This is a genomic window from Streptomyces sp. NPDC046197 (assembly GCF_040646295.1).
Lineage (GTDB): Bacteria > Actinomycetota > Actinomycetes > Streptomycetales > Streptomycetaceae > Streptomyces.
The window spans coordinates 1-22,016 of sequence record NZ_JBEYZY010000012.1; the positions used below are offsets into that span (position 1 = coordinate 1).

Sequence of the window (22,016 nt, forward strand, 5' to 3'; positions counted from 1 at the left end):
CTGCAGGGCGAAGTCCAGGGCGATCTCCAGGCCCTCCTTCCGGGCCCGGTCCACGAACGCGTCGAAGTCCTCCAGGGTGCCCAGCTGCGGGTGGACGCTGTCGTGGCCGCCCTCGGGGGAGCCGATCGCCCAGGGCACGCCGACGTCGTCCGGTGCGGGGTCCAGGGTGTTGTTGCGGCCCTTGCGGAAGGTGGTGCCGATGGGGTGGATCGGGGGCAGGTAGACGACGTCGAAGCCCATGGCGGCGATCGCGGGCAGCCGGCGGGCGGCGGTGCGGAAGGTGCCGTGCGGCTGCTCAGCGGTACCCTCCGAGCGCGGGAAGAACTCGTACCAGGAGCCGTACAGGGCCCGCTCCCGCTCCACCAGCAGCTCAAGCGGCTGTGAGACGGTGACGAACTCCCGCAGCGGATACCGGGCCAGCACCGCGTCCACCTCCGGCGTCAACGCCGCCGCGAGGCGTGTCATGACCGGCAGCGAGTCGTCCTCCATGACCTCGACGGCGGCGAGCACCGTCTCGCGCTCCGGTCCCTCGGGAACGCCGGCCGCCGCCCGGGTGTGGAGGTCGGTGCCCTCCTCCAGCACCAGCCCGGTGTCGATGCCGGCCGGGACCTTGATGTGAGCGGTGTGGCGCCAGGTGGTGACCGGGTCGCTCCAGGCCTCCACGTGGTAGGTCCAGCGCCCGGTCGTCCCCGGTGCGACCTCGGCCCCCCAGCGGTCGGTGCCGGGGGCCAGCTCGCGCATCGGGGTCCAGGGGCCCGGGCGGCCCTCCGGATCCGTCAGGACGACGTTGGCGGCCACCGCGTCGTGGCCTTCTCGGAACACCGTGGCGGTGACCTGGAAGGACTCGCCCACGACCGCCTTGGCCGGGCGTCGGCCGCACTCCACGGCCGGGCGGACGTCCCGCACCGGGATACGGCCGATGACCGGGGTCGAGCTCATCGGTGTCACCTCCACCCTGCTCGAGGCCGGGCTCGCGCCCGGCCGGGGATGCGGACTGTGCCGGGAGGGGCTACCTCCCGGCGCGGGAACGTTTCTTCGCCGTCTTCGCCGTCTTCGCCGTCTTCGCCGTCTTCGGCAGGCGCCGTCGGGCGACGACGCTCACGCGCGGGCGGCTCCTCTGCTCGCGCAGGTAGGTGACGAGCGGGGTGCGCAGATAGCGCTCCGCCGCGTCCGCCGCCTCCCGCGCGCAGCGCTTGCCCATGAGCACGCACAGCGTGTAGCCGGAGTCCTCGAAGGTGGCCCGCAGGGTGCGGTCGTCCGGCGACGCGAGCATCGCGCGTTCCCACGCCCGGTAACGCCGCAGATGCCGGGCGACTTCGGCTTTGGCGGGTAGCAGCATGGCGCCGTTCACCTTTCGGAAACGCTCGACGGCACGTCTCCCCACGGTCGGGGCGGTGGCCGCGCACGCAGGGACACGGTCCCGTCACGGCGCTCGATCGAGACTTTCACTCATGGTGCACGTTCAACGACACTCCGTCCTGTTGGATCTTCAACCAGCCCTCCGACCTGCTCGGGAGCTGCTCGTGTTGCACGAATGGCGTAGTGCGCTCAGTGTGGATCTGACTCAGAGGCAACACGTGCTCACGCTCCGCGATCGGGGCCACGCCCGCAGGGGGCGGCAGGGGAGCGCGAGCCGCGCCGGTGAGGAGCCAACGACGATGAAGACCGCAGTGCCCTGCTACTACCACCTCGACGTGGAAGTCAGCCCGGAACGGGTCGGACAGGTCAGGCGCATTCTGGCCGCGCACCTCCGGTTCTGGGACCTGGAGGACCTCGTCGAACCCGTCTGCGGCGGCGCCGAGATGCTGCTCAAGGCCATCGACCAGCACGCCACCGACAAGTACACGTCCATCGAGATGTGGTGGAACGGCCAGCACCTCATCACCGCCGTCGGGGGCAACGACCACAACCTGCGTCCCGACCTGGACCTGCGCGGCTGCCTGACCCGCATCGCGGCCATGAGCGACGGCTGGGGCTGCTGCGCCTCCGACACCGGCAGCAAGATCATCTGGTTCTCGCGGCGGGCCCGCACCGGTCAGCGTGAACCGCTGGTCCCGAAGGCGCCCTCGCCCAACCTGCGGGAGGGCCTGCAGACGCCCCGCGAGGTGCCCGTCACCGCAGTCGCCTCCCCGGCGAGCGGGGTGCAGGCCGTGCTGGAGGCGGTCCGGTGACCCGGCGCCGGCCACGCCGGAAAGGGGTACCCGTGTGGAGCGGTTACCCCTATCCGCTGGGCGCCGCGTACGACGGGGAAGGCACCAACTTCGCGCTGTTCAGCGAGGTCGCCGAAGGTGTCGACCTCGTCCTCGTGGACGACGACGGCAGGCATCGCGATGTCCGGCTGACCGAGGCCGACGGCTTCGTGTGGCACGGATATCTGCCCGGCATCGGACCGGGCCGGCGCTATGGCTACCGGGTGCACGGCCCCTGGCACCCGGCAGCCGGTCAGCGGTGCAACCCGAAGAAACTGCTGCTGGACCCCTACGCCAGAGCCGTGGACGGGCAGATCGACAACCATCCCTCGCTCTACGAGCGAGCGCCGGGCGGCCCGGATCCGGCCGACAGCGCCGGGCACACGATGCTCGGCGTGGTCACCGACCCGGCCTTCGACTGGGGCGACGACCGCCCGCCCCGGCGGCCGTACGCGGACTCCGTGATCTACGAGGCACACGTACGCGGACTGACCCGTAAGCATCCCGACGTCCCGACCGAACTGCGCGGCACCTATGCCGGTTTGGCCCACCCGGCGGTCATCGAGCACCTGACCTCGCTGGGCGTGACCGCCATCGAGCTCATGCCGGTGCACCAGTTCGTGCAGGACGGTGTGCTGCAGAGCCGCGGCCTCACCAACTACTGGGGCTACAACACCATCGGGTTCTTCGCCCCGCACAACGCCTACGCCGCCCACGGCACCCGGGGGCAGCAGGTGACCGAGTTCAAGTCGATGGTCAAAGCGCTGCACGCGGCCGGGCTCGAAGTGATCCTCGACGTGGTGTACAACCACACCGCCGAGGGCAACGAGAAGGGTCCGACACTGTCCTTCCGGGGAATCGACAACGCCTCGTACTACCGCCTCGTCGACGGCGACTGGGGGCACTACTACGACACCACCGGCACCGGCAACAGCCTGCTGATGCGGCACCCCTACGTGCTGCAGCTGATCATGGACTCGCTGCGGTACTGGGTGACCGAGATGCACGTCGACGGCTTCCGCTTCGACCTTGCGGCCACGCTGGCCCGGCAGTTCCACGAGGTGGACCGGCTGTCGGCGTTCTTCGACCTGATCCAGCAGGATCCGGTGATCAGCCGGGTGAAGCTCATCGCCGAGCCGTGGGACGTCGGCGAGGGCGGATACCAGGTGGGCAACTTCCCGCCGCTGTGGTCGGAATGGAACGGCCTGTACCGGGACGCCGTACGCGACTTCTGGCGCGGCGAGGACCACACGCTCGGCGAGTTCGCCTCGCGGCTGACCGGCTCGCCGGACCTGTACGCCCACCACCGGCGCCGGCCGCGCGCCAGCGTCAACTTCGTCACCGCGCACGACGGATTCACGCTGCGCGACCTCGTCTCGTACAACGACAAGCACAACGAGGCCAACGGCGAGGGCAACCGGGACGGCGAGAGCGCCAACCGTTCCTGGAACTGCGGGGCGGAGGGCGAGACCGACGATCCGGCGGTCCTGCGGCTGCGGGGCCGTCAGCAGCGCAACTTCCTGGCCACGCTGCTGCTCTCGCAGGGCATCCCGATGCTCTGCCACGGCGACGAACTCGGCCGTACCCAGCGCGGCAACAACAACGCCTACTGCCAGGACAACGACGTCTCCTGGGTCGACTGGCGGGCGACCGACGCCCAGCGCGCCCTGACGGACTTCACCCGCCACCTCATCGGCCTGCGCGCCGCGCACCCCGTACTGCGCCGCCGCCGCTTCTTCCAGGGGCAGACGGCGACCCGCGACAACCAGCCGCTGCCCGACCTGGTCTGGCTGCTGCCGGACGGTCGCGAGATGACCGAGAAGGACTGGCAGCGCTCCGACGCGCACTCGGTGACGGCCTTCCTCAACGGCGACGCCATCGCCGAACCCGACCCGCAGGGCAGACCCGTCGTGGACGACTCCTTCCTGCTGCTGCTCAACGGTTACTGGGAACCGGTCGACTTCCACCTGCCCGGCGCCGCCTACGGTGAGCGCTGGACGACGCTCGTCGACACCGCCGAACCGGAGGGTTCGCCGGACGAGACGGAGCACAAGCACGGCGGGACGCTCCGGGTGGAGGCGCGCAGTCTCGTGCTGCTGTCACGGCCGCCGAGGACCGATCGCTGACCGGGAGCGGGTCGGCGATGGGACCGTCCCCCGAAGGGCGCCCTGCCGCAGCCGGAGCGACCGGCAGAGGCCGGCTCAGGCGTCGCAGCACGACGGCAGAGGCCGGCTCAGACGTCGCAGCACGACCGGCGCGACCGGCTCAGGCCTCGCGGCGCGAGGTGACCGTGAACTGGGCGCCGTCGGGGTCGCGGAGCACAGCCTCGTCGGCGCCCTCCCGCAGCACGCTGCCACCGTGCATCTCCGCGGCCCGGGCGCAGGCGGCCACGTCGGCCACCCGGAAGTGGACCTGCCAGTGCGGCCGGATCGTGGGATCGGGGGCCGCCTCCAGCGCTCCCGACTCGATGCGGGCCACGATCTCCCCGTGGCTGCGCAGCACGACCTCGTTGGCCTCGTAGCGGACCTCGCAGCAGCCGGGGCGCTCCGAGGCCCAGTCCAGCACCTCGCCGTAGAAGATCGCGGCGTCGAACGCGTCGCGGGTGTGCAGCCGGATGAAGGCCGGCGCGGCCTTGCGCCAGGTCTCCCAGTCGGTGAAGAGGTCGCCCTCCCAGATGCCGAAGGTCGCGCCGTCCCGGTCGGCCAGCAGGGCGGCCCGCCCGGGTGGGAAGGAGATCGGGCCGACCGCGGCCGTCCCCCCGCGTTCCTGCGCCCGGGACACGGCCTCGTCGGCGCTCGGCACGGCGAAGTACGGCGTCCAGGCGACCGCCATCTGCCACATGGAGGCCACCGCGGCGATCCCCGCGACGGGCGATCCGTCGGCCAGCGCGATCCGGAAGCGGTCGCCCAGCTTGGCCGAGCGCCACTGCCAGCCCAGCAGGGCCGTGTAGAACTCCTCCGTGGCCTCCAGATCGCGACTGGTCAGGCTCACCCAGCAGGGAGCGCCGCACACCGAGTGGGTGGAGACGACGTCCGTGGCAGGGCCGGAGAATGTCGTGTCGTCGTTCATGGCACGTCCTGGTCTCGTAGACTGGTGGCCACCGGTCTACGACCAGTGTCCAACCAGAACCCCGCAGGGCGCCTGCCGAGTGCCCGTCGAGCGTCGGTGAAACGGGGGGCGGGCCCCGGTCGTCGTCGGCACTGGTAAAGGCGCGTTCCAGTGACGAGGATGGATCCGTGGGACGAACACCGGGCGATCCCAGTGACGAGGCCGACCGGCTACTGGAGCTCCAGGCGGAGATCGAGCAGCTGAAGGAGGCTGTGACCTCGCACGCCGTCGTGGACCAGGCGATCGGCATGGTGGTCGCGCTCGGCCGGGTCACCCCGGACCTGGGCTGGCTGATATTGAAGGACGTCTCCCAGCACACGAACATCAAGCTGCGCAACGTTGCGGAGCTGGTCGTGATCTGGGGCCGTACCGGAGAAATGCCCGGGGAAATCCGGACGGAGCTGCAGGACGCGCTCGAGCGCTACGGCCCGACGCAGATTCCGGGGGCGCCGCCGGAGTGAGCCCTCTCCGGCGGCGCCGGCACCGGCCCGCGGGGTCGGACGGGCGGGCGCCGTTGCGGGGCTCAGCCGGTCTCGGCGAGCAGCTCCTCGCTCTCGGCGAGCAGCTCCTCGCGCAGTTGCGCGAAGCAGCCACTGAGCAACCGCGAGACGTGCATCTGCGAGATGCCGAGCTGCTGTGCGATCCGGCTTTGCGTCATGCCCCGGAAGAAGCGCAGGTACAGGATGGTGCGTTCGCGCTCGGGAAGTGCCTCCAGACAGGGCCTGACCGCCACCCGGTCCACCACGAGGTCGTAGTGCGGGTCGGTCTCGCCGAGCCCGTCGCCGAGCGCGTAGCCCTCGGTGCCCGGTACCTCGGCCTCCAGCGACAGCGCGGCGAAGCAGTCCAGGGCCTCCATCCCGGTGCGCACCTCGCCCACGCTCAGATGGGCGTACTCGGCGATCTCGGCGACCGTCGGGGCCCGCCCCGACGTGGTCTGCGCCAGCTCCTTGGCGGCGCGCCGGACGCGGTTGCGCAGGTCCTGGACCCGGCGGGGTACGTGCAGCGTCCACATGTGGTCGCGGAAGTGCCGCTTGATCTCCCCGGTGACCGTCGGCACGGCGTACGCCTCGAAGGCGTAGCCGCGGGCGGGGTCGTAGTGGTCGACGGCCTTGACCAGGCCGAGAGCCGCCACCTGGTACAGGTCCTCCAGCGCCTCGCCGCGGCCGCGGAAGCGGACGGCGATCCGTTCGGCCATGGGCAGCCACACCTGGACCAGTTCGTCCCTGAGTGCCTTGCGTTCGGGGCCGTCGGGCAGTCGCGCGAGTCGCTCGAACGCCACTGCCGTGTCGGGGGCGTCGTCGTGCGGATGGGCCTTCGTTCTGCCGGTGGTACGCATAGGATGCGCCTCCCTCAGCAGGTGCTCGATGGACGGACCTGGGAGGCGCGCGGCTCGGACCAAGCGGAGGAACGGCGGGGCCCGGCGCGCCGGCTCCCACGGACGTGCCTCCTGTCCGAAGCACTGGGATTTCCTATTACCTAATTAATCGAGTTCCAAGCGATTCCGCAAATTGTGTGACGGTGAGCGACCCGGTGATTTCGAATTGTCGACCGCTTGCGCCGAATGGCACCGAAAGACTGCGCATTTCAATTACCGCAAGAATGGTCGTTCAGTGCCTCCGTGGCTCTGCGCCTCCGCGTCTCTGCGTCTCTGCGGCTCCGTGCTGCCGTGCCTCCGCGCCCTCCCGGTCCGGTGCCGTCGGCTCCGCCCCGCACCGTCCTCGTACCTTGACCCGGCCTTGGGTGGATTGCCTCTGCTGCAGAAGTAATCTCTTGCCCGTGGACTCGGAGACCTTTCCCGAGGAACTGGCCGACGCGCTCGTCGGGGTCCAGCGACTGATCCGGCGCCGGCTCCGCGCCGGGCTGACCGTGCCGCGGCTGCGCGGTGCCGAAGTCGAACTGCTGCGCCTGGTCGAGACCCGCCCCGGCATCGGTGTCTCGGAGGCCGCCAAGGAACTGCATCTGGCGGGCAACTCCGTGTCGACGCTGGTCAACCAACTCGTCCGGGACGGCTACCTGCTGCGCGAGACGGACCCGGCCGACCGGCGGGCCGCCCGGCTGCTGCTGACCAGGGCGGCCGAGACCCGGATGCGCGACTGGCACGAACGGCGCACCGCGCTCGTACGCGGCCAGCTGGACCGGCTCGACGAGGCGGACCGGCAGGCGCTGTGCGCGGCGATCCCGGCCCTGCTCCGACTCGCCGACAACCTGCACGAGGAGGCCGACCGACCATGACGCGGGACACCGCCGCCCCGAAACCGGCCGACACCGCCGCCCGACCGGCCGACGCCGTCGCCTGCACCAGGCTCGCCTACGCCTTCGGCGCGACCAACGCCGTCGACGGCCTGGACCTGTCCGTACGGCCGGGCGAGGTGTTCGGGCTGCTCGGCCCCAACGGCGCCGGGAAGACCACGGCCATCCGCTGCATCACGACCCTCCTGCCGGTCCCGCCCGGCCGGGTGCACGTCTTCGGCCACGACGCCGCCGACGACCGCATGGCGGTTCGCCGCCTGCTGGGCTACGTGCCCCAGCAACTGTCCGCCGACGCCTCCCTCACCGGCCGGGAGAACGTCGCTCTGTTCGCCCGCGTCTTCGACGTCCCCCGCCGCGAGCGCGCCGCACGGGTCGCCCAGGCCCTGGCGGCGGTCGACCTCACGGACGCCGCCGACCGGCTGGCGAAAACCTACTCGGGCGGTATGGTCCGCCGTCTCGAACTCGCCCAGGCCCTGGTCAGCGCGCCACGCCTGCTGATCCTCGACGAACCGACGATCGGCCTGGACCCGATCGCCCGCACCGGCGTGTGGCGGCACATCAACGCCGTCCGCGCCGCCACCGGCATGACCGTGCTGGTGACCACGCACTACATGGACGAGGCCGACCAGTACTGCGACCGGGTCGGCCTGATGCACCGCGGCCGCATCCGGGCCCTGGGCACCCCCGCGGAGCTCCGGGCGGGACTCGGTGAGCGGCGTCGTACCGAGGGGGAGTCCACGGACGCGCCGCCCACGCTGGAGGACGTCTTCCGTGACGTGGCCGGCAGCGGCCTCGACGACAGTTCAGGAGATTTCCGCGATGTCCGAAGCACCCGCCGCACCGCCAACCGTGTCGGCTGAGCCGGCTCACGAGACGGGCATCGGCCTCCTGGTGCAGCCGCCGCGGCCCCGCGCGGGCTGGCGGCTGCTGCCCGCCCGGATCGCCGCCATGTGCGCCGTCGAACTGCAGAAGCTGCGCCACGACCGCACCGAGCTGTACACCCGGGCGGTGCAGCCCGCCCTGTGGCTGCTGATCTTCGGTCAGACCTTCACCCGGATCCGCGCGATACCCACCGGTGGCATCCCCTACATCGACTACATGGCGCCCGGCATCATCGCCCAGTCCGCGATGTTCATCGCCATCTTCTACGGCATCCAGATCATCTGGGAGCGGGATGCCGGGGTCCTCGACAAGCTGCTGGTCACGCCGACCCCGCGCTCGGCCCTCATCACCGGCAAGGCGTTCGCGGCCGGTGTGAAGTCGCTGATCCAGGCGGTCGTCGTGATCGTCATCGCCGCCGTCCTGGGCGTGGCGCTGACCTGGAACCCACTGCGGCTGCTCGCCGTGGCCGCGGCCGTGATCCTCGGCTCGGCGTTCTTCTCCTGCCTGTCGATGAGCATCGCCGGCATCGTCCTCAGCCGCGACCGGCTGATGGGCATCGGGCAGGCGATCACGATGCCGCTGTTCTTCGGCTCCAACGCCCTGTACCCGGTGGCCGTGATGCCCGGCTGGCTCCAGGCCGTCAGCAGGGCCAACCCGCTGAGCTACCAGGTCGACGCGCTGCGCGGGCTGCTGCTCGGCACGCACGCGCACCTGGCCGCCGACTTCGGGGTGCTGGTCGTGGCCGCCGCCCTCGGCGTCACGGCGGCCTCGGCCCTGCTGGGGCGACTGGCGCGCTGACGGAGTCCCGGCCCGCTGCCGGAACCGGCCGACCGGTTCGTGGCGGGCGTCCCCGGACGTGATGTGCGGCACGCCGGCGGCAAGGGCGGTGACGGCCCGGCGGCCGATTCCTGCTGCGCACGGCTTGATCAGCGATCAAAGAAGGGGAATTCCCTGGCCACGGCCCATTCCGCTCATTTGACAGTGTGCAGAGGCCACAGATAGGAAGCACATCTTGGAAGTCGAGAGGTGCATTGTGTACGAGCCGAACGTGGTCGGGGACTGGCAGGAGTACGACGAGCATGCCGGTCTGCGGGTCCGCGTCCACCGTCTGGAGGCGGCCGAGCCGCCGCGCGGACGTGACGACGCCGCCGAGGGGCTGACGTACTTCCGGGTCCGTGTCACAGTCGAGAACCGCGGCGGCCGGCACTTCGGCATCCATCTCGAGGACGGTCAGATCGACGTGCGGATCGGGCCCGACGGGGAGAGCGCGTTCGTCGACTGGCGCAACTCGCAGTTCATCGAGGGCTACGACGTCTACCCGCTGCGCCGGGCCACCGCGGTCCTGTACGCGGCCGCCCCCGAGGCCTCCCTGTCCCAGGTGGACGTCCAGGTCCAGCTCCGGGTGGACGACGAGTGGACCGACCGCCGGCTGTGGACGGGCGGCATCGGCGTGCACGAGGAGTCCGTGGCGGCGGGCACCCACTGCCCCGGCGGGCCGGGCGGACTGGCGCACCAGGTGAGCAACTTCCTGCGCGACCAGGCCGAGCCCGGCGCCACCGGCTGACGTCCGTCGGCGACCGGCGACCGCGACCGCCCTCCCGCCTCAGTGCGGGATGCCGTCGATGATCTCTCGGGCGCCCTGACGCAGCAGGGCCACGGCGACCGAGGTGCCGAGCGTGGCCTCGTCCAGGCGGCCCGCCCATTCGTGGGCGTTCAGCCGGGTCTTGCCGTCGGGGGTGAACACACAGGCCCGCAGGGACAGTTCCCCGCCGCGGTCGGCCTGCGCGTAGCCGGCGATCGGGCTGTTGCAGTGCCCCTGCAGTACGTGCAGGAACATCCGCTCGGCGGTGGCCGCGCGATAGGTGTCCCGGTCCGCGAGCCCGCCGACGGCGTCGATGAGCGCGGTGTCGCCCTCCCGGCACTGCAGGACCAGGATCCCGGCACCGATCGGCGGCATCATCGTCTCGGGGGACAGCACCTCACTGACCACGTCCTGTCGTCCGATGCGCTCCAGCCCGGCCGCGGCCAGCAGCAGGGCGTCCGCCTCACCGGCCGCGAGCTTCTCCAGCCGCCGGTTGGCGTTGCCGCGCATCGGCACGCACTCCAGGTGCGGGTGGGTGGCCGCCAACTGGGCGATCCGGCGCACCGAGGACGTGCCGATCCGGGTTCCCGCCGGCAGTTCGTCGAGCGTCAGGCCACCGGGGTGGACCAGGGCGTCACGGATGTCGTCCCGCTTCAGGAACGCGGCGAACGTCGTACCCGCCGGCAGCGGCCGGTCGGCGGGTACGTCCTTCAGACAGTGCACCGCCAGGTCCGCCTCGCCCGCCAGCAGCGCGGCGTCGACCTCCTTGGTGAAGGCTCCCTTGCCCTCGACCTTCGACAGGTCGCCCAGCCACTTGTCGCCGGTGGTCTTCACCGGCACCACCTCGGTACGCACACCGGGGTACAGGGCGGCCAACTGGGCGCGGACACGCTCCACTTGGGCGAGCGCCATGGGCGAGTCGCGGGAGACGACGCGGATCAGTTCGGGGACGGACATGCGGGACACGATAGACCGTCGGCACGGCACTCGGACGCCGTACGCCCACACATGCCCGGCAGGCCGCGCGGGAGTTCGAACGGCGGGCCGGCCGGGGCGGTGGCCCCGGGTGCTGCCCAACGGCCGGTCTCCGACCGGCGTCACCCGCCCGTGTCGTCCGGCAGGTCGGCCGCCGCGTCCTCGGGTGCGAGGTCCGGGCGCAGCCGCAGCCAGGACGGCTGACGGAGCATTCCGGCCCGGGTGCGGACGCTGTAGCGGACCTCGCCGACCAGCCGGGGCAGCACCCAGTGCGCCCCGGGCGCGGACGGTACGGGGTCGAAGGGACACACGTCGGTGGCCAGGGCACCGAGCAGCGCGGCCAGTTCGCGCCGTTCGGCCTCGCTCCAGCCGGTGCCCACACTTCCCACGTAGCGCAGCCGCCCACCCCCGCGCTGGCCGACCAGCACCGCGCCCGGCAGACCCGTCAGCCGCCCCTTGCCCGGCAGCCAGCCGCCCACGACGACGTCCTCGCTGCGCATGTTGCGGATCTTGATCCAGGCCCGGGAGCGCACGCCCGGCTCGTACACCGAGTCGAGTCGCTTGCAGACCAGGCCCTCCAGACCGTGCTCCCGGGTGGCGGCCAGGGCCTGGGCGCCGTGGCCGACGACGGCCGCCGGTGTCGACCAGTACGGCCCCGCCGGACCCAGTGCCTCCAGCCGCTCCCGGCGCCGGGCGTAGGGGAGTGTCAGCAGGGAGCGGCCGCCCAGGTGCATGACGTCGAACAGCACGAGGTGGACGGGGATTTGAGCCGCCCGGCGCGCTGCCCGTGCCGGGGCGTGGGCCAGGCCCATCCGGCTCTGCAGCAGCTGGAAGCTCGCCCGGCCCTCCTCGTCCAGGGCCAGGACCTCCCCGTCCAGGATCGCGGGCACGGCGCCCAGGGCATGGCCGAGGGGCCGCAGTTCGGGATACGCCGCGGTGATGTCCTCGCCGGAGCGGGCGCGCAGCACCAGGCTGCCGTCGCCCTCCAGATAGACCACCGCGCGCTGGCCGTCCTGCTTGGTCTCGTACGCCCAGCGCGCGTCCTGCGCGGCGGGCGGCAGGGTGCCCGACGTGGCGAGCATGGGAGGGATCAACGGCAAGGTCACGCCTGAGTTGTCGACGCACCGGGCAGGCCGCCAAGCCGCCCTCCGGGGACTTTCGCCTGAACGGGCTCCCGGGTCGCGCACGCCTGTCGAGGCCCGTCCGACGGGGGCACGGAGCCGGGCCGGCGGGCGATGACGACGACGGCCCGCAACCGCCCGCTCCGGAAACGCGGAGCCCCTCTTCGCCTGCGTCTTACTGTCCGGTAATAACTGTCCGGTAATATCGCGCGGCAGGTCACCAGAGGAGGAACCGTGCCCCGGTCCGAACGCTCGCCCCTGCTGCTCGCCGGCCTGCTGGCCACGGTGGGTGCCGCCCACTTCGCCACCCCCCGGCAGTTCGACGCGATCGTGCCGCGCGCCCTGCCGGGCAGCGCCCGCAAGTGGACCTACGCCAGCGGAGCCGCCGAACTCGCACTGGCCGCCGGTCTGGCGCTGCCCCGGACCCGACGGACGGCCGCGCTGGCCACGGCCGCCTTCTTCGTCGGCGTCTTCCCGGCCAACGTGAAGATGGCCGTCGACTGGCGGCACCGGCCGGCCCCGCAGAAGGCGGCCGCCCTCGGGCGACTGCCCCTCCAGGTGCCCCTCGTGCTGTGGGCCCGCGGTGTCGCCAGGGGTGCGGAGACCAGGTCGTGACGGGGACCGTGAAAGTCGGCGACCGGGTCGGGGACTTCGCGCTGCCCGACGAGACGGGCACGACCCGGACGCTGTCCGGACTGCTCGAGGAGGGGCCGGTGGTGCTGTTCTTCTACCCCGCGGCCCTGACCGCCGGCTGCACCGCCGAGGCCTGCCACTTCCGTGACCTGGCAGCCGAGTTCGCCGCCGTGGGCGCGCGGCCCGTCGGGATCAGCGGTGACTCGGTGGACCGCCAGCAGGAGTTCGCGGGGCGGCACGGGCTCGGGATGCCGTTGCTGTCCGACGCCGACGGCACGGTGCGCGAGCGCTTCGGCGTGCGGCGCGGCCTCTCACTGGCGCCCACCAAGCGGGTCACCATCGTCATCGGCCAGGACCGCACGGTGCTGGAGGTCGTCCACAGCGAACTGCGCATGAACACCCACGCCGACCGGGCACTGGCGGCCCTGCGCGCCCGACGGGACTGACCGTCGTCGTGGTCGCCGTCATGGCACCGCCGGGATCATTGCCACGACGCGCGGCGAGAGCGGTCGAAGCGGCCTCGCCCGGCGGCGGCCGGCTCAGCGGCCCGCGGATCCGGAGGGGCGCTCCCGCACCACCTCCCGCGGGCTCTTGGCGTCCCGCAGCCCCGGGAAGCGCGGATGGCGCAGCATGCCGTCGCGGGTCCACTCGGTGAAGGCCACCTGTGCGACCGGCTCCGGCCGAACCCAGCGGGCGCGCGCCTCGCGCACGGGGCCGTCGAACGGCCGCTCGGGCACACGCAGGGCGTCCAGGCGCTCGCGCGGACTCAGCAACGTACGCCGGTCGAAGCCGGTGCCGACCTTGCCCGCGTACCGCAGCCGGCCGTCCGCGTAGTACCCCAGGAGCAGCGCGTCGAGCCCCACCCGGCTGCCGGCCGGTTCGGTGAAGGCACCGACGACGAACTCCTGACCCTGCTCGCACTTGAGCTTGAGCCAGTCGCCGGACCGCCCCGGCCGGTAGGAGCTGTCGGCGCGCTTGGCGATCAGGCCCTCCCCACCGTGAGCACGGGAGGCGGCCAGCAGATCGGCGCCGCCCTCGTTGCGGTGCGGGGTCAGCCGGAGCGGTGACCGGTAGGTGAGCGCGCGCCGCAGCAGGGACTTGCGGGTGCGCAGCGGCAGCCGGGTGGTGTCGGTGCCCTCCACCCGCAGCAGGTCGAAGAGGTAGTACGTCACCGCCACCCCGCTGGCCTCGATGTCGCGTCGGCGGGTCAGACCCATGCGCCGGTGGAGCCGGGCGAAGTCCGTGCGGCCGCCGGAGAAGGCCACCACCTCGCCGTCGACGGTGAAGTCCGCGCACTCCTGCTCGGTGAGCGCCGCGACGGTCTCCGGCCAGGTGGCGTCCAGGTGCTGCCCGGTGCGCGACAGCAGCCGCACCCGGCCGCCCTCGCGGACCGCCAGCACCCGGACCCCGTCCAGTTTCCGCTCGAAGATCCATCCACCGGCGAAGTCCCGCCGGTCACTGAGCGTGGCGAGCATCGGCCGGGCCGCCAGGTCCGCGCCCGGCGGCGCCGTGCGCAGCAGCCGGCGCCGCTCGGCCGGGACGCCGGCGAACAGGCCCGCCACGTCCGCCGAGTCCGCCACGCCGCTCACTCCTCGCCGCCCTCCGCGGCGACCTGGGCGAGGGTGCGGCCGGTGCGGACCGAACGGGCCCGGCGGGGATCGGGCGTGCCGTGCCCGTTCGCCCGTCCGCCGCCCTTCTTCACCAGCAGCCAGGCCTCCTCCTCGCCGTCGCCCCGGCCGCCGCGGAAGCGGGTGAGCGCGTACTCCCCGTGCAGCTTCGAGCCGTGCAGCCGGAAGGTGGCGTGCCCTCGCTCCAGCGACTCGGCGAAGTCGACGGGCCGCCCCCTGCGGTCGTGGCTCAGCGGCTCGTAGGTGCCGTGGTCCCAGACGATCACCGTGCCGCCGCCGTACTCGCCCTCGGGGATCACGCCCTCGAAGTCCTCGTACTCCAGCGGATGGTCCTCCGTGGGTACGGCGAGCCGCTTGTCGTGCGGGTCGCCGGAGGGACCCTTCGGGATCGACCAGGACTTCAGCACGTCGCCGACCTGCAGCCGGAAGTCGAAGTGCATCCTGCGCGCGTCGTGGATCTGCACCACGAAGCGGTGCTCGCGACCGGCGGCCGCCTGCTGCCCCGACGGCTCACGGGTCCGCGCGAAGTCACGCTTGCCGCGGTACTCGCCCAGCCGCTCCTCGCCCACCTCGGCTCCCTTCCGCACGACCGACCCGTGGGCACCGAGTACCCCTCGCCGACCCGGTCCAACGCCGGTCCCGCCGGTCGGAACTCCTCTTCGCGGCCCGGTGCCCTGTCGCCGCCCGGCGCGAAGACTGTCACGATCTCCGTGGAGCGGTACGACGACCACCGGAGCGCGCATGACGACGGACACGGGTGCGGCGGGGACCGAGCGGATCGCCGGTGTCGAGGTGACGCCGGTCGCGGGGCACCTCGGAGCGGAGATCACCGGTGTCGACCTGGCCGGTGACCTCGACGACGCCCAGGTCAGGGCGATCCGCGCGGCGGTGCTGCGCTGGAAGGTGGTGTTCTTCCGCGGGCAGCGGCTGGACCACGCGCGGCACGTGGCGTTCGCGCGGCGGTTCGGCGAGCCCGTCGTGCTCCGGCGCCGCGGCGGCGCCTCGCCCGCGGACGTTCCCGAGGTGGAGACGACCGCCGACCGGCTGGAGCTGGGCGGACGGTTCGGCATGGACCACGACGAGTGGCTGCGGCGCCGCCGGCACTCGCTGCTGCGCGGCTGGCACTGCGACCACGGTGCCCGCATCGACCCGCCCGCCGCGACGATCCTGCGCGCCGAGAGTGTCCCGCCCTACGGCGGTGACACGACCTGGTCCAACCTGGCGGCCGCCTACGCCGGCCTGTCCGCGCCGGTGCGTGCCTTCCTCGACGGCCTGCGCGCCGAGCACCGGCTCGGGGTCGGCTACCAGCCCCGGGCCGGCGACGACGCGTATGTGCGGCATCTGCTGGACCATCAGACAGCCACCGTGCACCCGCTGGTGCGGGTCCACCCGGAGACGGGGGAGCGGGTGCTGTTCGTCAACGGCTACTACGTCGAGCAGATCGAGGGACTGTCCCGGGCCGAGAGCGCGGCCATCCTCCAGATGCTCCTGGAGCAGGCGGTCAGGCCCGAGTACACCGTCCGGTTCCGCTGGGAGCCGGGCAGCGTGGCCTTCTGGGACAACCGGGCCACCATCCACCTCGCACCGAGTGACAACGCCCATCTCGGCTTCCCGCGGATCATGCACCGGGTGATGCTCGCGGGCGACGTGCCGGTCGGTGTGGCGGGCAGGCCGTCGGAGCCGCTGGTGGGGAGTGAGCCCGGCCGCTGGTGACGCCGCCGGCCGCTGGTGAGGCCGCCGGCCGCTGGTGCGCCGCGGGACGCTGCTGTGCCGTCGGCGCCGTTGTACCGTCGGCCGCCCGGTCAGACCAGGGGGATGGTCACCTCGTCCTCGACCGGCGGGTCGACTTCCTGGGCGCGGTTGCCGGTCGCCGCGAAGCAGCGCAGCCGGATCGCCTCCGGGGTGACGTCCAGGCGCAGGAAGGACTTGAAGAACGGCGGGCTGTAGGTGGCCGAGCCCGGGGAGAACAACTGCGTGTAGATCTTGCGCACCGGCAGACGGAGGCGGGAGGGGCGGTCGGGGCGCCGGCCGGCGCCCAGCAGACTCGCCACCAGGCGGACGCGCCGGGTGAGCCGGACGGGCGAGCCCGGGGCGCGGGTGGGCGGCACGCCGAGCCGCTCGGCGACGACGGCCGTCGCCTCGGCCTCGGTGAGCGTGAAGAAGCGGCGCAGCCGCAGCCGACGGCCGTACAGCCGGCTGTAGAAGGCCAGCGAGTCCCCGCGCAGCGGATAGCAGCGGAAGTCCGACTCCGTGACGTTCGCGACCGACACCCGCGGGATGGTGTGGGTGGCGTGCATGAACGCGCCGCCGCCACCCGAGACGACGTACTGCAGGGTGCGGCCGTCCACGTTCACCGGGTAGCGCTGGTAGTTGTGGATGTCGCCGCCTATCGCCGCCACATAGCGGTGGGCCGGGTCGCGGACGATGTCGTCGACGGTGCCGCCGCCCTCGATGGCGCAGGGATGGTGCTCGCCGTCCACGTAGAGGGGCGAGCCGGTGATGAGGATCTTCGGGCGGGGTCCCTGAGACACCTCGCGCAGCCAGGCACCCTGCTCGGCGTCGATGGTCCCGAGCAGGCCCGTGTCGATACCTATGATCCGCACGGGACCGGTGTCGATGGCCCAGTACGGCCCGGGCTGGACGGCCCGCTGGGCCGGGGCCGACCGCAAGCTCCGCGCCTGGGCGAGGCGTTGCTCGTCGGCCGGGCGAGGCCGGTGCCACAGCAGCGCCCGCCACCAGGCGCGGCTCAGCGCGTGGGGCGCCGGCTCGGGCGGCAGGGGCGGGGCGTCGCCGCAGAAGACCCGCATGAAGCCGCCGAGGTCCTCGTACCAGTCATGGTTGCCGGGGACCGCGTAGATCGGCGCCGGGTAGTCCCGGTACGGCTGGAAGAACTTGGTGCCGTAGTCGTCGGTGCTGCCCACCGGGTAGATCACATCGCTGGCGATCACGGCGAACGAGGTGCCCTGAGCGACCTTCAGGAAGCCAGGGACCACCGCGTACTGCGGGTCGTCGCCCTCACCGGTGTCCCCGACGACCATGAAGGAGAAGCGGTCCGGGTCCGCGCGCCGGATCACCTTGTCGGCGGGGGCACCGGCGGCAACCCGCTCGGCCACCCAGCGGCTGCGGGTACGGCCGGTGGGGTCCCCGAACCAGGACGCGACGACACCGTTGCGCGCCGCCCACAGTGTTCTGGGGTTCAGCCAGGACAGCTTCTCCACCTTGCCGGGCATGAGCTGCCGGTATGTGCCGCGCTCGGCGGCTGCCCATCCGGCGCCTTCGACGGTATCGCGTGAGGACTCAGACACGCGGTGCACCGTAACAACGACGCCCTCGCACGGTCCGAGGGGGTCCCCCCGAGATCAACTCCCGTACGCGAACGCGTGGTCCGGGCGCGCGGACGGAGTTGCGGGGGCGGCGCGCACCCGTCGCGATGGTGGGGGAGGCCGACACATCGGCCGCCGCGCGGCGCGACGGCCTTGCGGGGCGGCCGCCCCCCGGCTCGGTGGCCTTGCGGGTCGAGCGCCCGCCCGGCTCGGTGGGTTCGCTGGTCGACCGCCTCCGGCTCGGCTGTTGCGGGTCCGCCGCCCGCCCGGCCCGACGTCCTCGCAGGCCGAGGGTCCCCGGGCCGAGCGCCCCCGGCTCGGCCGCGTCGCCGCCGCCGTGCCGCGTCGGCCTCACCGAGGTCCGCTTCGATGAACTCCCCCCTCTCGCCCCTGCGGTCGCGGACCGCGACGACCGCCGGCTCTCCGCGGGCCCCGGCCCGCGACCCGTACGTGCGCGTGCCGCATCCCGGCGGGCCCCCCGGTTCGGCTCAGCTGAAGGGGTCGAGGGTGAGGTAGGCCTGCCGGGGGTCGGAGTCGTGCACCAGGGACTCCTGGTTGCCGACGTCGTCGAAGGGGAACGTGTACGCCTTCCCGTCGGCCATCTGTGCGTGGATGATCCGCGCGTAGTGGTTGGTCACCGCGTCACGGTAGAAGTTCGCGGTCGTGGGGTCCGGCTGGTCGGGGTTCGCCAGGAGCGTCGAGCGGTTGAAGCCCGCGCACAGGGTGCGGGAGATCGGGCCGCGCACCGCGTCGTTGGGCGCGTCCAGCAGCTTGTGGCAGCCGAAGACGCTGTCGGCGTCCGGCTTCTGGAAGCTGGTGACCACCGTGCCGGAGCCGTTGGTGAAGTTCATGACGCCGCCCGAGACACGGCCGTAGTACTTCGTGTTCGGCTGGTCGGCGAACGGGGTGACGGTGAGCGTCGTCGAGGCGTACTTCTGCCAGACCCGGCTGACGTAGTCGTCCAGCACGCCGCTCGGCAGGCCCCCGGTCTCCAGGCCGTGCCCGGGCGAGAGCGCTCGCAGCACGGTGCCGTCGGCCCGCGACTGGATCAGGCCGGCCCATCCTCCCGGCTGCGTGCGCAGCGCGTTGAACACGCCGTTGTAGCCACCCGGTCGGAGGTGGCCGGTGCTGGTCGTGCTCCCGTCGGAGCGCTGGACGCCGACCGCGTAGGGCGCGGAGAACATGTCGACCTGGGTGCTGTTGAGCCACAGCCCGGAGTCGTTCAGCGTGTACTCGGACCAGTTGAAGAGGATGTTCCGGTTGGGGTCGCTCGGGTTCTGCACGGCCGGCTGCACCAACCCGCCCGTGGTCAGCTTGAACACGAGCTTCTCGCCGTACGAGAAGTAGATCCGGCCGGAGAACCTGGGGATGCGGATGGTCGCCGACTGCCCGGCGGCCGGCCCCGGGATCGACGCGTCGGGCGCGGGCGTGGGCGGGTTGCCGCCGGCCGGCCACGGGTGGAAGGTGCCGCTCACGTCCGCCCAGCCCTGCTGACCGGTGGTCAGGGACGTGCCGAGGTCGTAGATGTAGAGCCGGTCGTCGCGGCCGGAGTTGTTGGTGATCTTCAGCGGAAGGGTCGCGGGCACCGCGGCCTCGGCAGCGGACGTGACCTCGCCGGCGGACGTGGCCTCGGCGGGGGCCGGTGTGCCCAGCCCGAGCAGTCCGGCGACGAGGGCGGCCGCCCCGGTCGTCGCCAGAGTCCGGAGTCTTGCGAACACGCTCCACCTCCGTGGGGGTTGAGGCACGGAATTGGTCCGTACCTGAAGTGAGAGCGCTCTCAGAGTCGCGCCGGGGCGCGTGCATGTCAATCACTGCGGCAGCGGCGCATGCGGGCGTCCGCGGCGCCGGGACGGCCGCGAACGCCCCTGCGGGTTCAGAGGTTCCGGCGCAGCAGATCGAGCAGCGCTGCCCAGTGCCGTTCGTCGGCCTCCCGGTCGTAGGCGTCGGTGTCGGCCTGGGTGTAACCGTGGCGCGCGCCCGCGTAGACCTCGCACCGATGGCGCACGCCCGCCGCGGTCAGCGTCTCCTCCAGCAGCTTGGCCTGCTCCGGGCGCATCGAGGAATCCCCGTCCGCATGCCCGAAGTACAGCTCGGCGGTGACGTGTTCGGCGACCAGATGAGGGCTGTCCGGCGCGTCGACAGCCAGCCATCCGCCGTGGAATCCCGCCGCGGCCGCGACCCGGTCGGGATGGGCACCCGCGGTCAGCAGGGACAGGCGGGCCCCCATGCAGTAGCCGGTCAGGGCGACCGGGCCTTCGGCGACCAGGGGATGGTCGGCCAGCCAGTGCAGATAGGCGCCGGCGTCCCGCCGCACCAGTTCGGGCGTCAGGGACTGGATGAGCGGTGAGATCGAGTCGAAGAGCCGGGGACGCACGGACAGGTCGATGAACTCGGGCAGGTCCACCACCGGCGCCCGCCCGTGACGGTAGAACACGTTGGGCACGAGCACCGTGTAGCCGGCCGCGGCCAGCCGGTCGGCCATCGACCTCAGATGGGGCCGCAGCCCGAAGCCGTCCTGGTAGAGCAGTACGGCCGGCCGGGGGCGTTCGTCGCCGGGATGGACCAGATGGGCGTCGGCAATGCCGTCCTCGGTCGGGATCTCGACGGCCTGTCCCTGTACGGCGGTCATGCGCGGCTGCCTCTCTGCGTGGTCGCCGAGGGGTCATTCACCGGCGATGAGGGGCCCGTGCTCAGGCGGAGCCGAGAGCCCGGGGAGAGCGGATCACGGTCATGGTGGCACGCGACCCCCGAAGTCCGGAGCCCGTCCGGCCGGGCGCGTCACTCGAACCGCGAGGTGTCGCCCGCCCCACGCCGCACGATCTCCGCCTCGCCGCCGGAGAAGTCGATGACCGTGGTCGGCTCGGTGCCGCAGTCGCCGGAGTCGACCACCGCGTCCAGCGCGTGGTCGAGCCGGTCCTTGATCTCCCAGCCCTGGGTCATCGGCTCCTCCTCGTCGGGCAGCAGCAGCGTGCTGGACAGCAACGGCTCGCCGAGCTCGGAGAGCAGGGCCTGGGCGACCCTGTGGTCGGGGATGCGCACCCCGACGGTCTTCTTCTTCGGGTGCAGCATTTTGCGCGGCACCTCCCGCGTCGCCGGGAGGATGAAGGTGTAACTGCCGGGCGTGGAGGCCTTGATGGCGCGGAACACGTCGTTGTCCAGCCGGACGAACTGGCCCAGCTGCGCAAAGTCCTGGCACACCAGCGTGAAATGGTGCCGGTCGTCGAGGCGGCGGATCGCCCGGATCCGCTCGATGCCGTCCCGGCTGCCCAGTCGGCAGCCCAGGGCGTAGCAGGAGTCGGTCGGATACGCGATCAGCGCCCCCTCGCGCACGCTGTCGGCGACCTGGCCGATGGCCCGCGGCTGGGGGTTGTCGGGGTGCACGTCGAAGTACTTTGCCACCCGCCGAGCTTATGCCGTCCCTGTGCGGTTGCCACGCAGGGCGGGCCCCGCACGACGCACCGCGCCGCCCCGAGCCCGCCATCGCCCTGCCCGCACGCCTCGTCGGGCACCCCTCATCCGGCACCCCTCATCCCGCGCGCCCTGCGACATCGGGGACGTGTTTCGCGGCATCCCGTGGGCGTACCGCGCGCAGACCGGGGAAGCAGAACCGTGTACCGCTCGGGGACTGTCCCCCCGGCCCCGGGCGCGTGGCTTCGCCGGCGGTCACCTCCCCCCGTGAACCGCCGGCGAAGCCGCCTTCTTCCACTGCTTCAGCCGCGCGCGCCGCCCCCGCCCCCCCGCACGGAGCGCCCGGCCGCGGGGACCCCCGCGCCGCCCCCTGGTGGCGTCCGCTCGAATATCCGAGGTCAAGGGTACGGACGAGATGAGGGCCGACATGGCCGGCCGGGAGGACGGAGCCGTCACGGCACGGGGGCGGAGCAGCACCGCGCGACATGGGCCGAGGAACTGCTCGACCACCTGCGGCCCACCGCGCGGGACGTGGGCAAGGTCGTGGCCTGACTCGCCGACGCCGGGACGGGACGGCCTGCCCACATGGTGGCGGGGGACCTCCGGCCGCCCGCCCTCGGCACCGAGTGAACACGGGCATTCCGGACGCACTTGTGCACGGGTGAGCCCTCCCGATGCCCGAAAGGGCATCGGCGCGGTACCCAACCGGTCGGGGCGGCACGTAGGTTCGACCCGCCGCGGCAGCCCGCGGCCGCCCGGGGAGGCGGGACCGGAACGGGGGACCGGTCGCGCCTCCGCCCGGCGGGCCTGCCGCCCGTCACGGCACCGCCCTCCCGGCGCCGCAGCCCCAGCCCCGTGAGGCGCACCGGCGCGTCGTGGCTGTGAGCGGCACCACGGCACGGCGGTTCGCGTGAGCA

22 protein-coding genes are annotated in these 22,016 nt (G+C 72.6%); 10 read left to right on the forward strand and 12 right to left on the reverse strand.

Going from position 1 to position 22,016, the window contains the following annotated elements; all coding sequences use genetic code 11:
• The coding region (locus tag AB0A61_RS18340; RefSeq protein ID WP_361292841.1) for a maltotransferase domain-containing protein at nucleotides 1-939 on the reverse strand (939 nt) is incomplete at its 3' end.
• 70 nt (nucleotides 940-1,009) lie between these two features.
• Nucleotides 1,010-1,339, reverse strand: a complete 330-nt coding sequence (locus tag AB0A61_RS18345; RefSeq protein ID WP_361292843.1) for a DUF5133 domain-containing protein — start codon at nucleotides 1,337-1,339, stop codon at nucleotides 1,010-1,012.
• A gap of 319 nt (nucleotides 1,340-1,658) precedes the next feature.
• On the opposite strand from AB0A61_RS18345, the gene AB0A61_RS18350 reads away from it, so the two are divergent.
• Nucleotides 1,659-2,171, forward strand: coding sequence for a pep a2 (locus tag AB0A61_RS18350; protein WP_361292845.1), 513 nt, complete (start codon nucleotides 1,659-1,661; stop codon nucleotides 2,169-2,171).
• A gap of 32 nt (nucleotides 2,172-2,203) precedes the next feature.
• Nucleotides 2,204-4,315 carry a glycogen debranching protein GlgX gene (gene glgX, locus AB0A61_RS18355; RefSeq protein WP_361292847.1) on the forward strand — a complete coding sequence of 704 codons (2,112 nt, stop codon included), beginning with the start codon at nucleotides 2,204-2,206 and terminating at the stop codon, nucleotides 4,313-4,315.
• Between the two features lie 139 nt (nucleotides 4,316-4,454).
• Here the strand turns inward: glgX and AB0A61_RS18360 are convergent, their stop codons facing one another.
• Nucleotides 4,455-5,258 (reverse strand): VOC family protein, encoded by an 804-nt coding sequence (locus tag AB0A61_RS18360; protein ID WP_361292848.1) that lies wholly within the window; start codon nucleotides 5,256-5,258, stop codon nucleotides 4,455-4,457.
• A gap of 167 nt (nucleotides 5,259-5,425) precedes the next feature.
• Here AB0A61_RS18360 and AB0A61_RS18365 point away from each other — a divergent pair, with 167 nt between their 5' ends.
• Nucleotides 5,426-5,758 (forward strand): ANTAR domain-containing protein, encoded by a 333-nt coding sequence (locus AB0A61_RS18365; protein WP_361292850.1) that lies wholly within the window; start codon nucleotides 5,426-5,428, stop codon nucleotides 5,756-5,758.
• 62 nt (nucleotides 5,759-5,820) lie between these two features.
• Here AB0A61_RS18365 and AB0A61_RS18370 read toward each other — a convergent pair whose 3' ends face one another.
• Complete coding sequence (locus AB0A61_RS18370) at nucleotides 5,821-6,633, reverse strand: SigB/SigF/SigG family RNA polymerase sigma factor (protein ID WP_361292852.1); 813 nt, start codon at nucleotides 6,631-6,633, stop codon at nucleotides 5,821-5,823.
• 440 nt (nucleotides 6,634-7,073) lie between these two features.
• On the opposite strand from AB0A61_RS18370, the gene AB0A61_RS18375 reads away from it, so the two are divergent.
• From AB0A61_RS18375 to AB0A61_RS18390, 4 genes are all read left to right on the forward strand, one after another.
• Nucleotides 7,074-7,529, forward strand: coding sequence for a MarR family transcriptional regulator (locus AB0A61_RS18375; protein ID WP_361292854.1), 456 nt, complete (start codon nucleotides 7,074-7,076; stop codon nucleotides 7,527-7,529).
• Nucleotides 7,526-8,407, forward strand: a complete 882-nt coding sequence (locus tag AB0A61_RS18380; RefSeq protein ID WP_361292856.1) for an ATP-binding cassette domain-containing protein — start codon at nucleotides 7,526-7,528, stop codon at nucleotides 8,405-8,407. Before AB0A61_RS18375 ends, AB0A61_RS18380 begins: the two co-directional genes overlap by 4 nt.
• The gene (locus tag AB0A61_RS18385; protein WP_361292858.1) at nucleotides 8,367-9,227 is read left to right on the forward strand and encodes an ABC transporter permease; all 861 of its coding nucleotides are present in this window, start codon (nucleotides 8,367-8,369) and stop codon (nucleotides 9,225-9,227) included. Before AB0A61_RS18380 ends, AB0A61_RS18385 begins: the two co-directional genes overlap by 41 nt.
• Nucleotides 9,228-9,462: 235 nt before the next feature.
• Nucleotides 9,463-9,993, forward strand: coding sequence for a hypothetical protein (locus AB0A61_RS18390; protein WP_361293250.1), 531 nt, complete (start codon nucleotides 9,463-9,465; stop codon nucleotides 9,991-9,993).
• Nucleotides 9,994-10,032: 39 nt separating this feature from the next.
• Here AB0A61_RS18390 and hemC read toward each other — a convergent pair whose 3' ends face one another.
• Both hemC and ligD (AB0A61_RS18400) read right to left on the reverse strand, forming a co-directional pair.
• Nucleotides 10,033-10,968 carry a hydroxymethylbilane synthase gene (hemC, locus tag AB0A61_RS18395; protein WP_361292860.1) on the reverse strand — a complete coding sequence of 312 codons (936 nt, stop codon included), beginning with the start codon at nucleotides 10,966-10,968 and terminating at the stop codon, nucleotides 10,033-10,035.
• A gap of 140 nt (nucleotides 10,969-11,108) precedes the next feature.
• Nucleotides 11,109-12,092 carry a non-homologous end-joining DNA ligase gene (gene ligD / locus AB0A61_RS18400; RefSeq protein ID WP_361292862.1) on the reverse strand — a complete coding sequence of 328 codons (984 nt, stop codon included), beginning with the start codon at nucleotides 12,090-12,092 and terminating at the stop codon, nucleotides 11,109-11,111.
• Nucleotides 12,093-12,341: 249 nt separating this feature from the next.
• Between ligD (AB0A61_RS18400) and AB0A61_RS18405 the strand changes: the two genes are divergently transcribed.
• Together AB0A61_RS18405 and AB0A61_RS18410 are read left to right on the forward strand one after the other, a co-directional pair.
• Nucleotides 12,342-12,722 (forward strand): hypothetical protein, encoded by a 381-nt coding sequence (locus AB0A61_RS18405; RefSeq protein WP_361292864.1) that lies wholly within the window; start codon nucleotides 12,342-12,344, stop codon nucleotides 12,720-12,722.
• Complete coding sequence (locus AB0A61_RS18410) at nucleotides 12,719-13,186, forward strand: peroxiredoxin (RefSeq protein WP_361292866.1); 468 nt, start codon at nucleotides 12,719-12,721, stop codon at nucleotides 13,184-13,186. Before AB0A61_RS18405 ends, AB0A61_RS18410 begins: the two co-directional genes overlap by 4 nt.
• 93 nt (nucleotides 13,187-13,279) lie before the next feature.
• On the opposite strand, the gene ligD (AB0A61_RS18415) is transcribed toward AB0A61_RS18410, so the two are convergent.
• Nucleotides 13,280-14,302 carry a non-homologous end-joining DNA ligase gene (ligD, locus tag AB0A61_RS18415; protein WP_361293252.1) on the reverse strand — a complete coding sequence of 341 codons (1,023 nt, stop codon included), beginning with the start codon at nucleotides 14,300-14,302 and terminating at the stop codon, nucleotides 13,280-13,282.
• 23 nt (nucleotides 14,303-14,325) lie between these two features.
• Nucleotides 14,326-14,937, reverse strand: a complete 612-nt coding sequence (locus AB0A61_RS18420; protein WP_361293254.1) for a DNA polymerase ligase N-terminal domain-containing protein — start codon at nucleotides 14,935-14,937, stop codon at nucleotides 14,326-14,328.
• A gap of 172 nt (nucleotides 14,938-15,109) precedes the next feature.
• Between AB0A61_RS18420 and AB0A61_RS18425 the strand changes: the two genes are divergently transcribed.
• Nucleotides 15,110-16,081, forward strand: coding sequence for a TauD/TfdA family dioxygenase (locus AB0A61_RS18425; RefSeq protein ID WP_361292868.1), 972 nt, complete (start codon nucleotides 15,110-15,112; stop codon nucleotides 16,079-16,081).
• An 89-nt stretch (nucleotides 16,082-16,170) separates the two neighbouring features.
• Here AB0A61_RS18425 and AB0A61_RS18430 read toward each other — a convergent pair whose 3' ends face one another.
• The 4 genes from AB0A61_RS18430 to AB0A61_RS18445 form a co-directional block, all read right to left on the reverse strand.
• Nucleotides 16,171-17,673 carry a metallophosphoesterase gene (locus tag AB0A61_RS18430; protein WP_361292870.1) on the reverse strand — a complete coding sequence of 501 codons (1,503 nt, stop codon included), beginning with the start codon at nucleotides 17,671-17,673 and terminating at the stop codon, nucleotides 16,171-16,173.
• A gap of 506 nt (nucleotides 17,674-18,179) precedes the next feature.
• The gene (locus AB0A61_RS18435; protein WP_361293256.1) at nucleotides 18,180-19,343 is read right to left on the reverse strand and encodes a glycoside hydrolase family 64 protein; all 1,164 of its coding nucleotides are present in this window, start codon (nucleotides 19,341-19,343) and stop codon (nucleotides 18,180-18,182) included.
• 221 nt (nucleotides 19,344-19,564) lie between these two features.
• Entirely contained in the window at nucleotides 19,565-20,320 is a 756-nt protein-coding gene (locus tag AB0A61_RS18440; protein ID WP_361292872.1) for a dienelactone hydrolase family protein, read from the reverse strand.
• Nucleotides 20,321-20,469: 149 nt separating this feature from the next.
• On the reverse strand, nucleotides 20,470-21,090 hold the full coding sequence (locus AB0A61_RS18445; protein WP_361292874.1) for an L-threonylcarbamoyladenylate synthase: 621 nt from the start codon (nucleotides 21,088-21,090) through the stop codon (nucleotides 20,470-20,472).
• Nucleotides 21,091-22,016 lie beyond the last annotated feature (926 nt).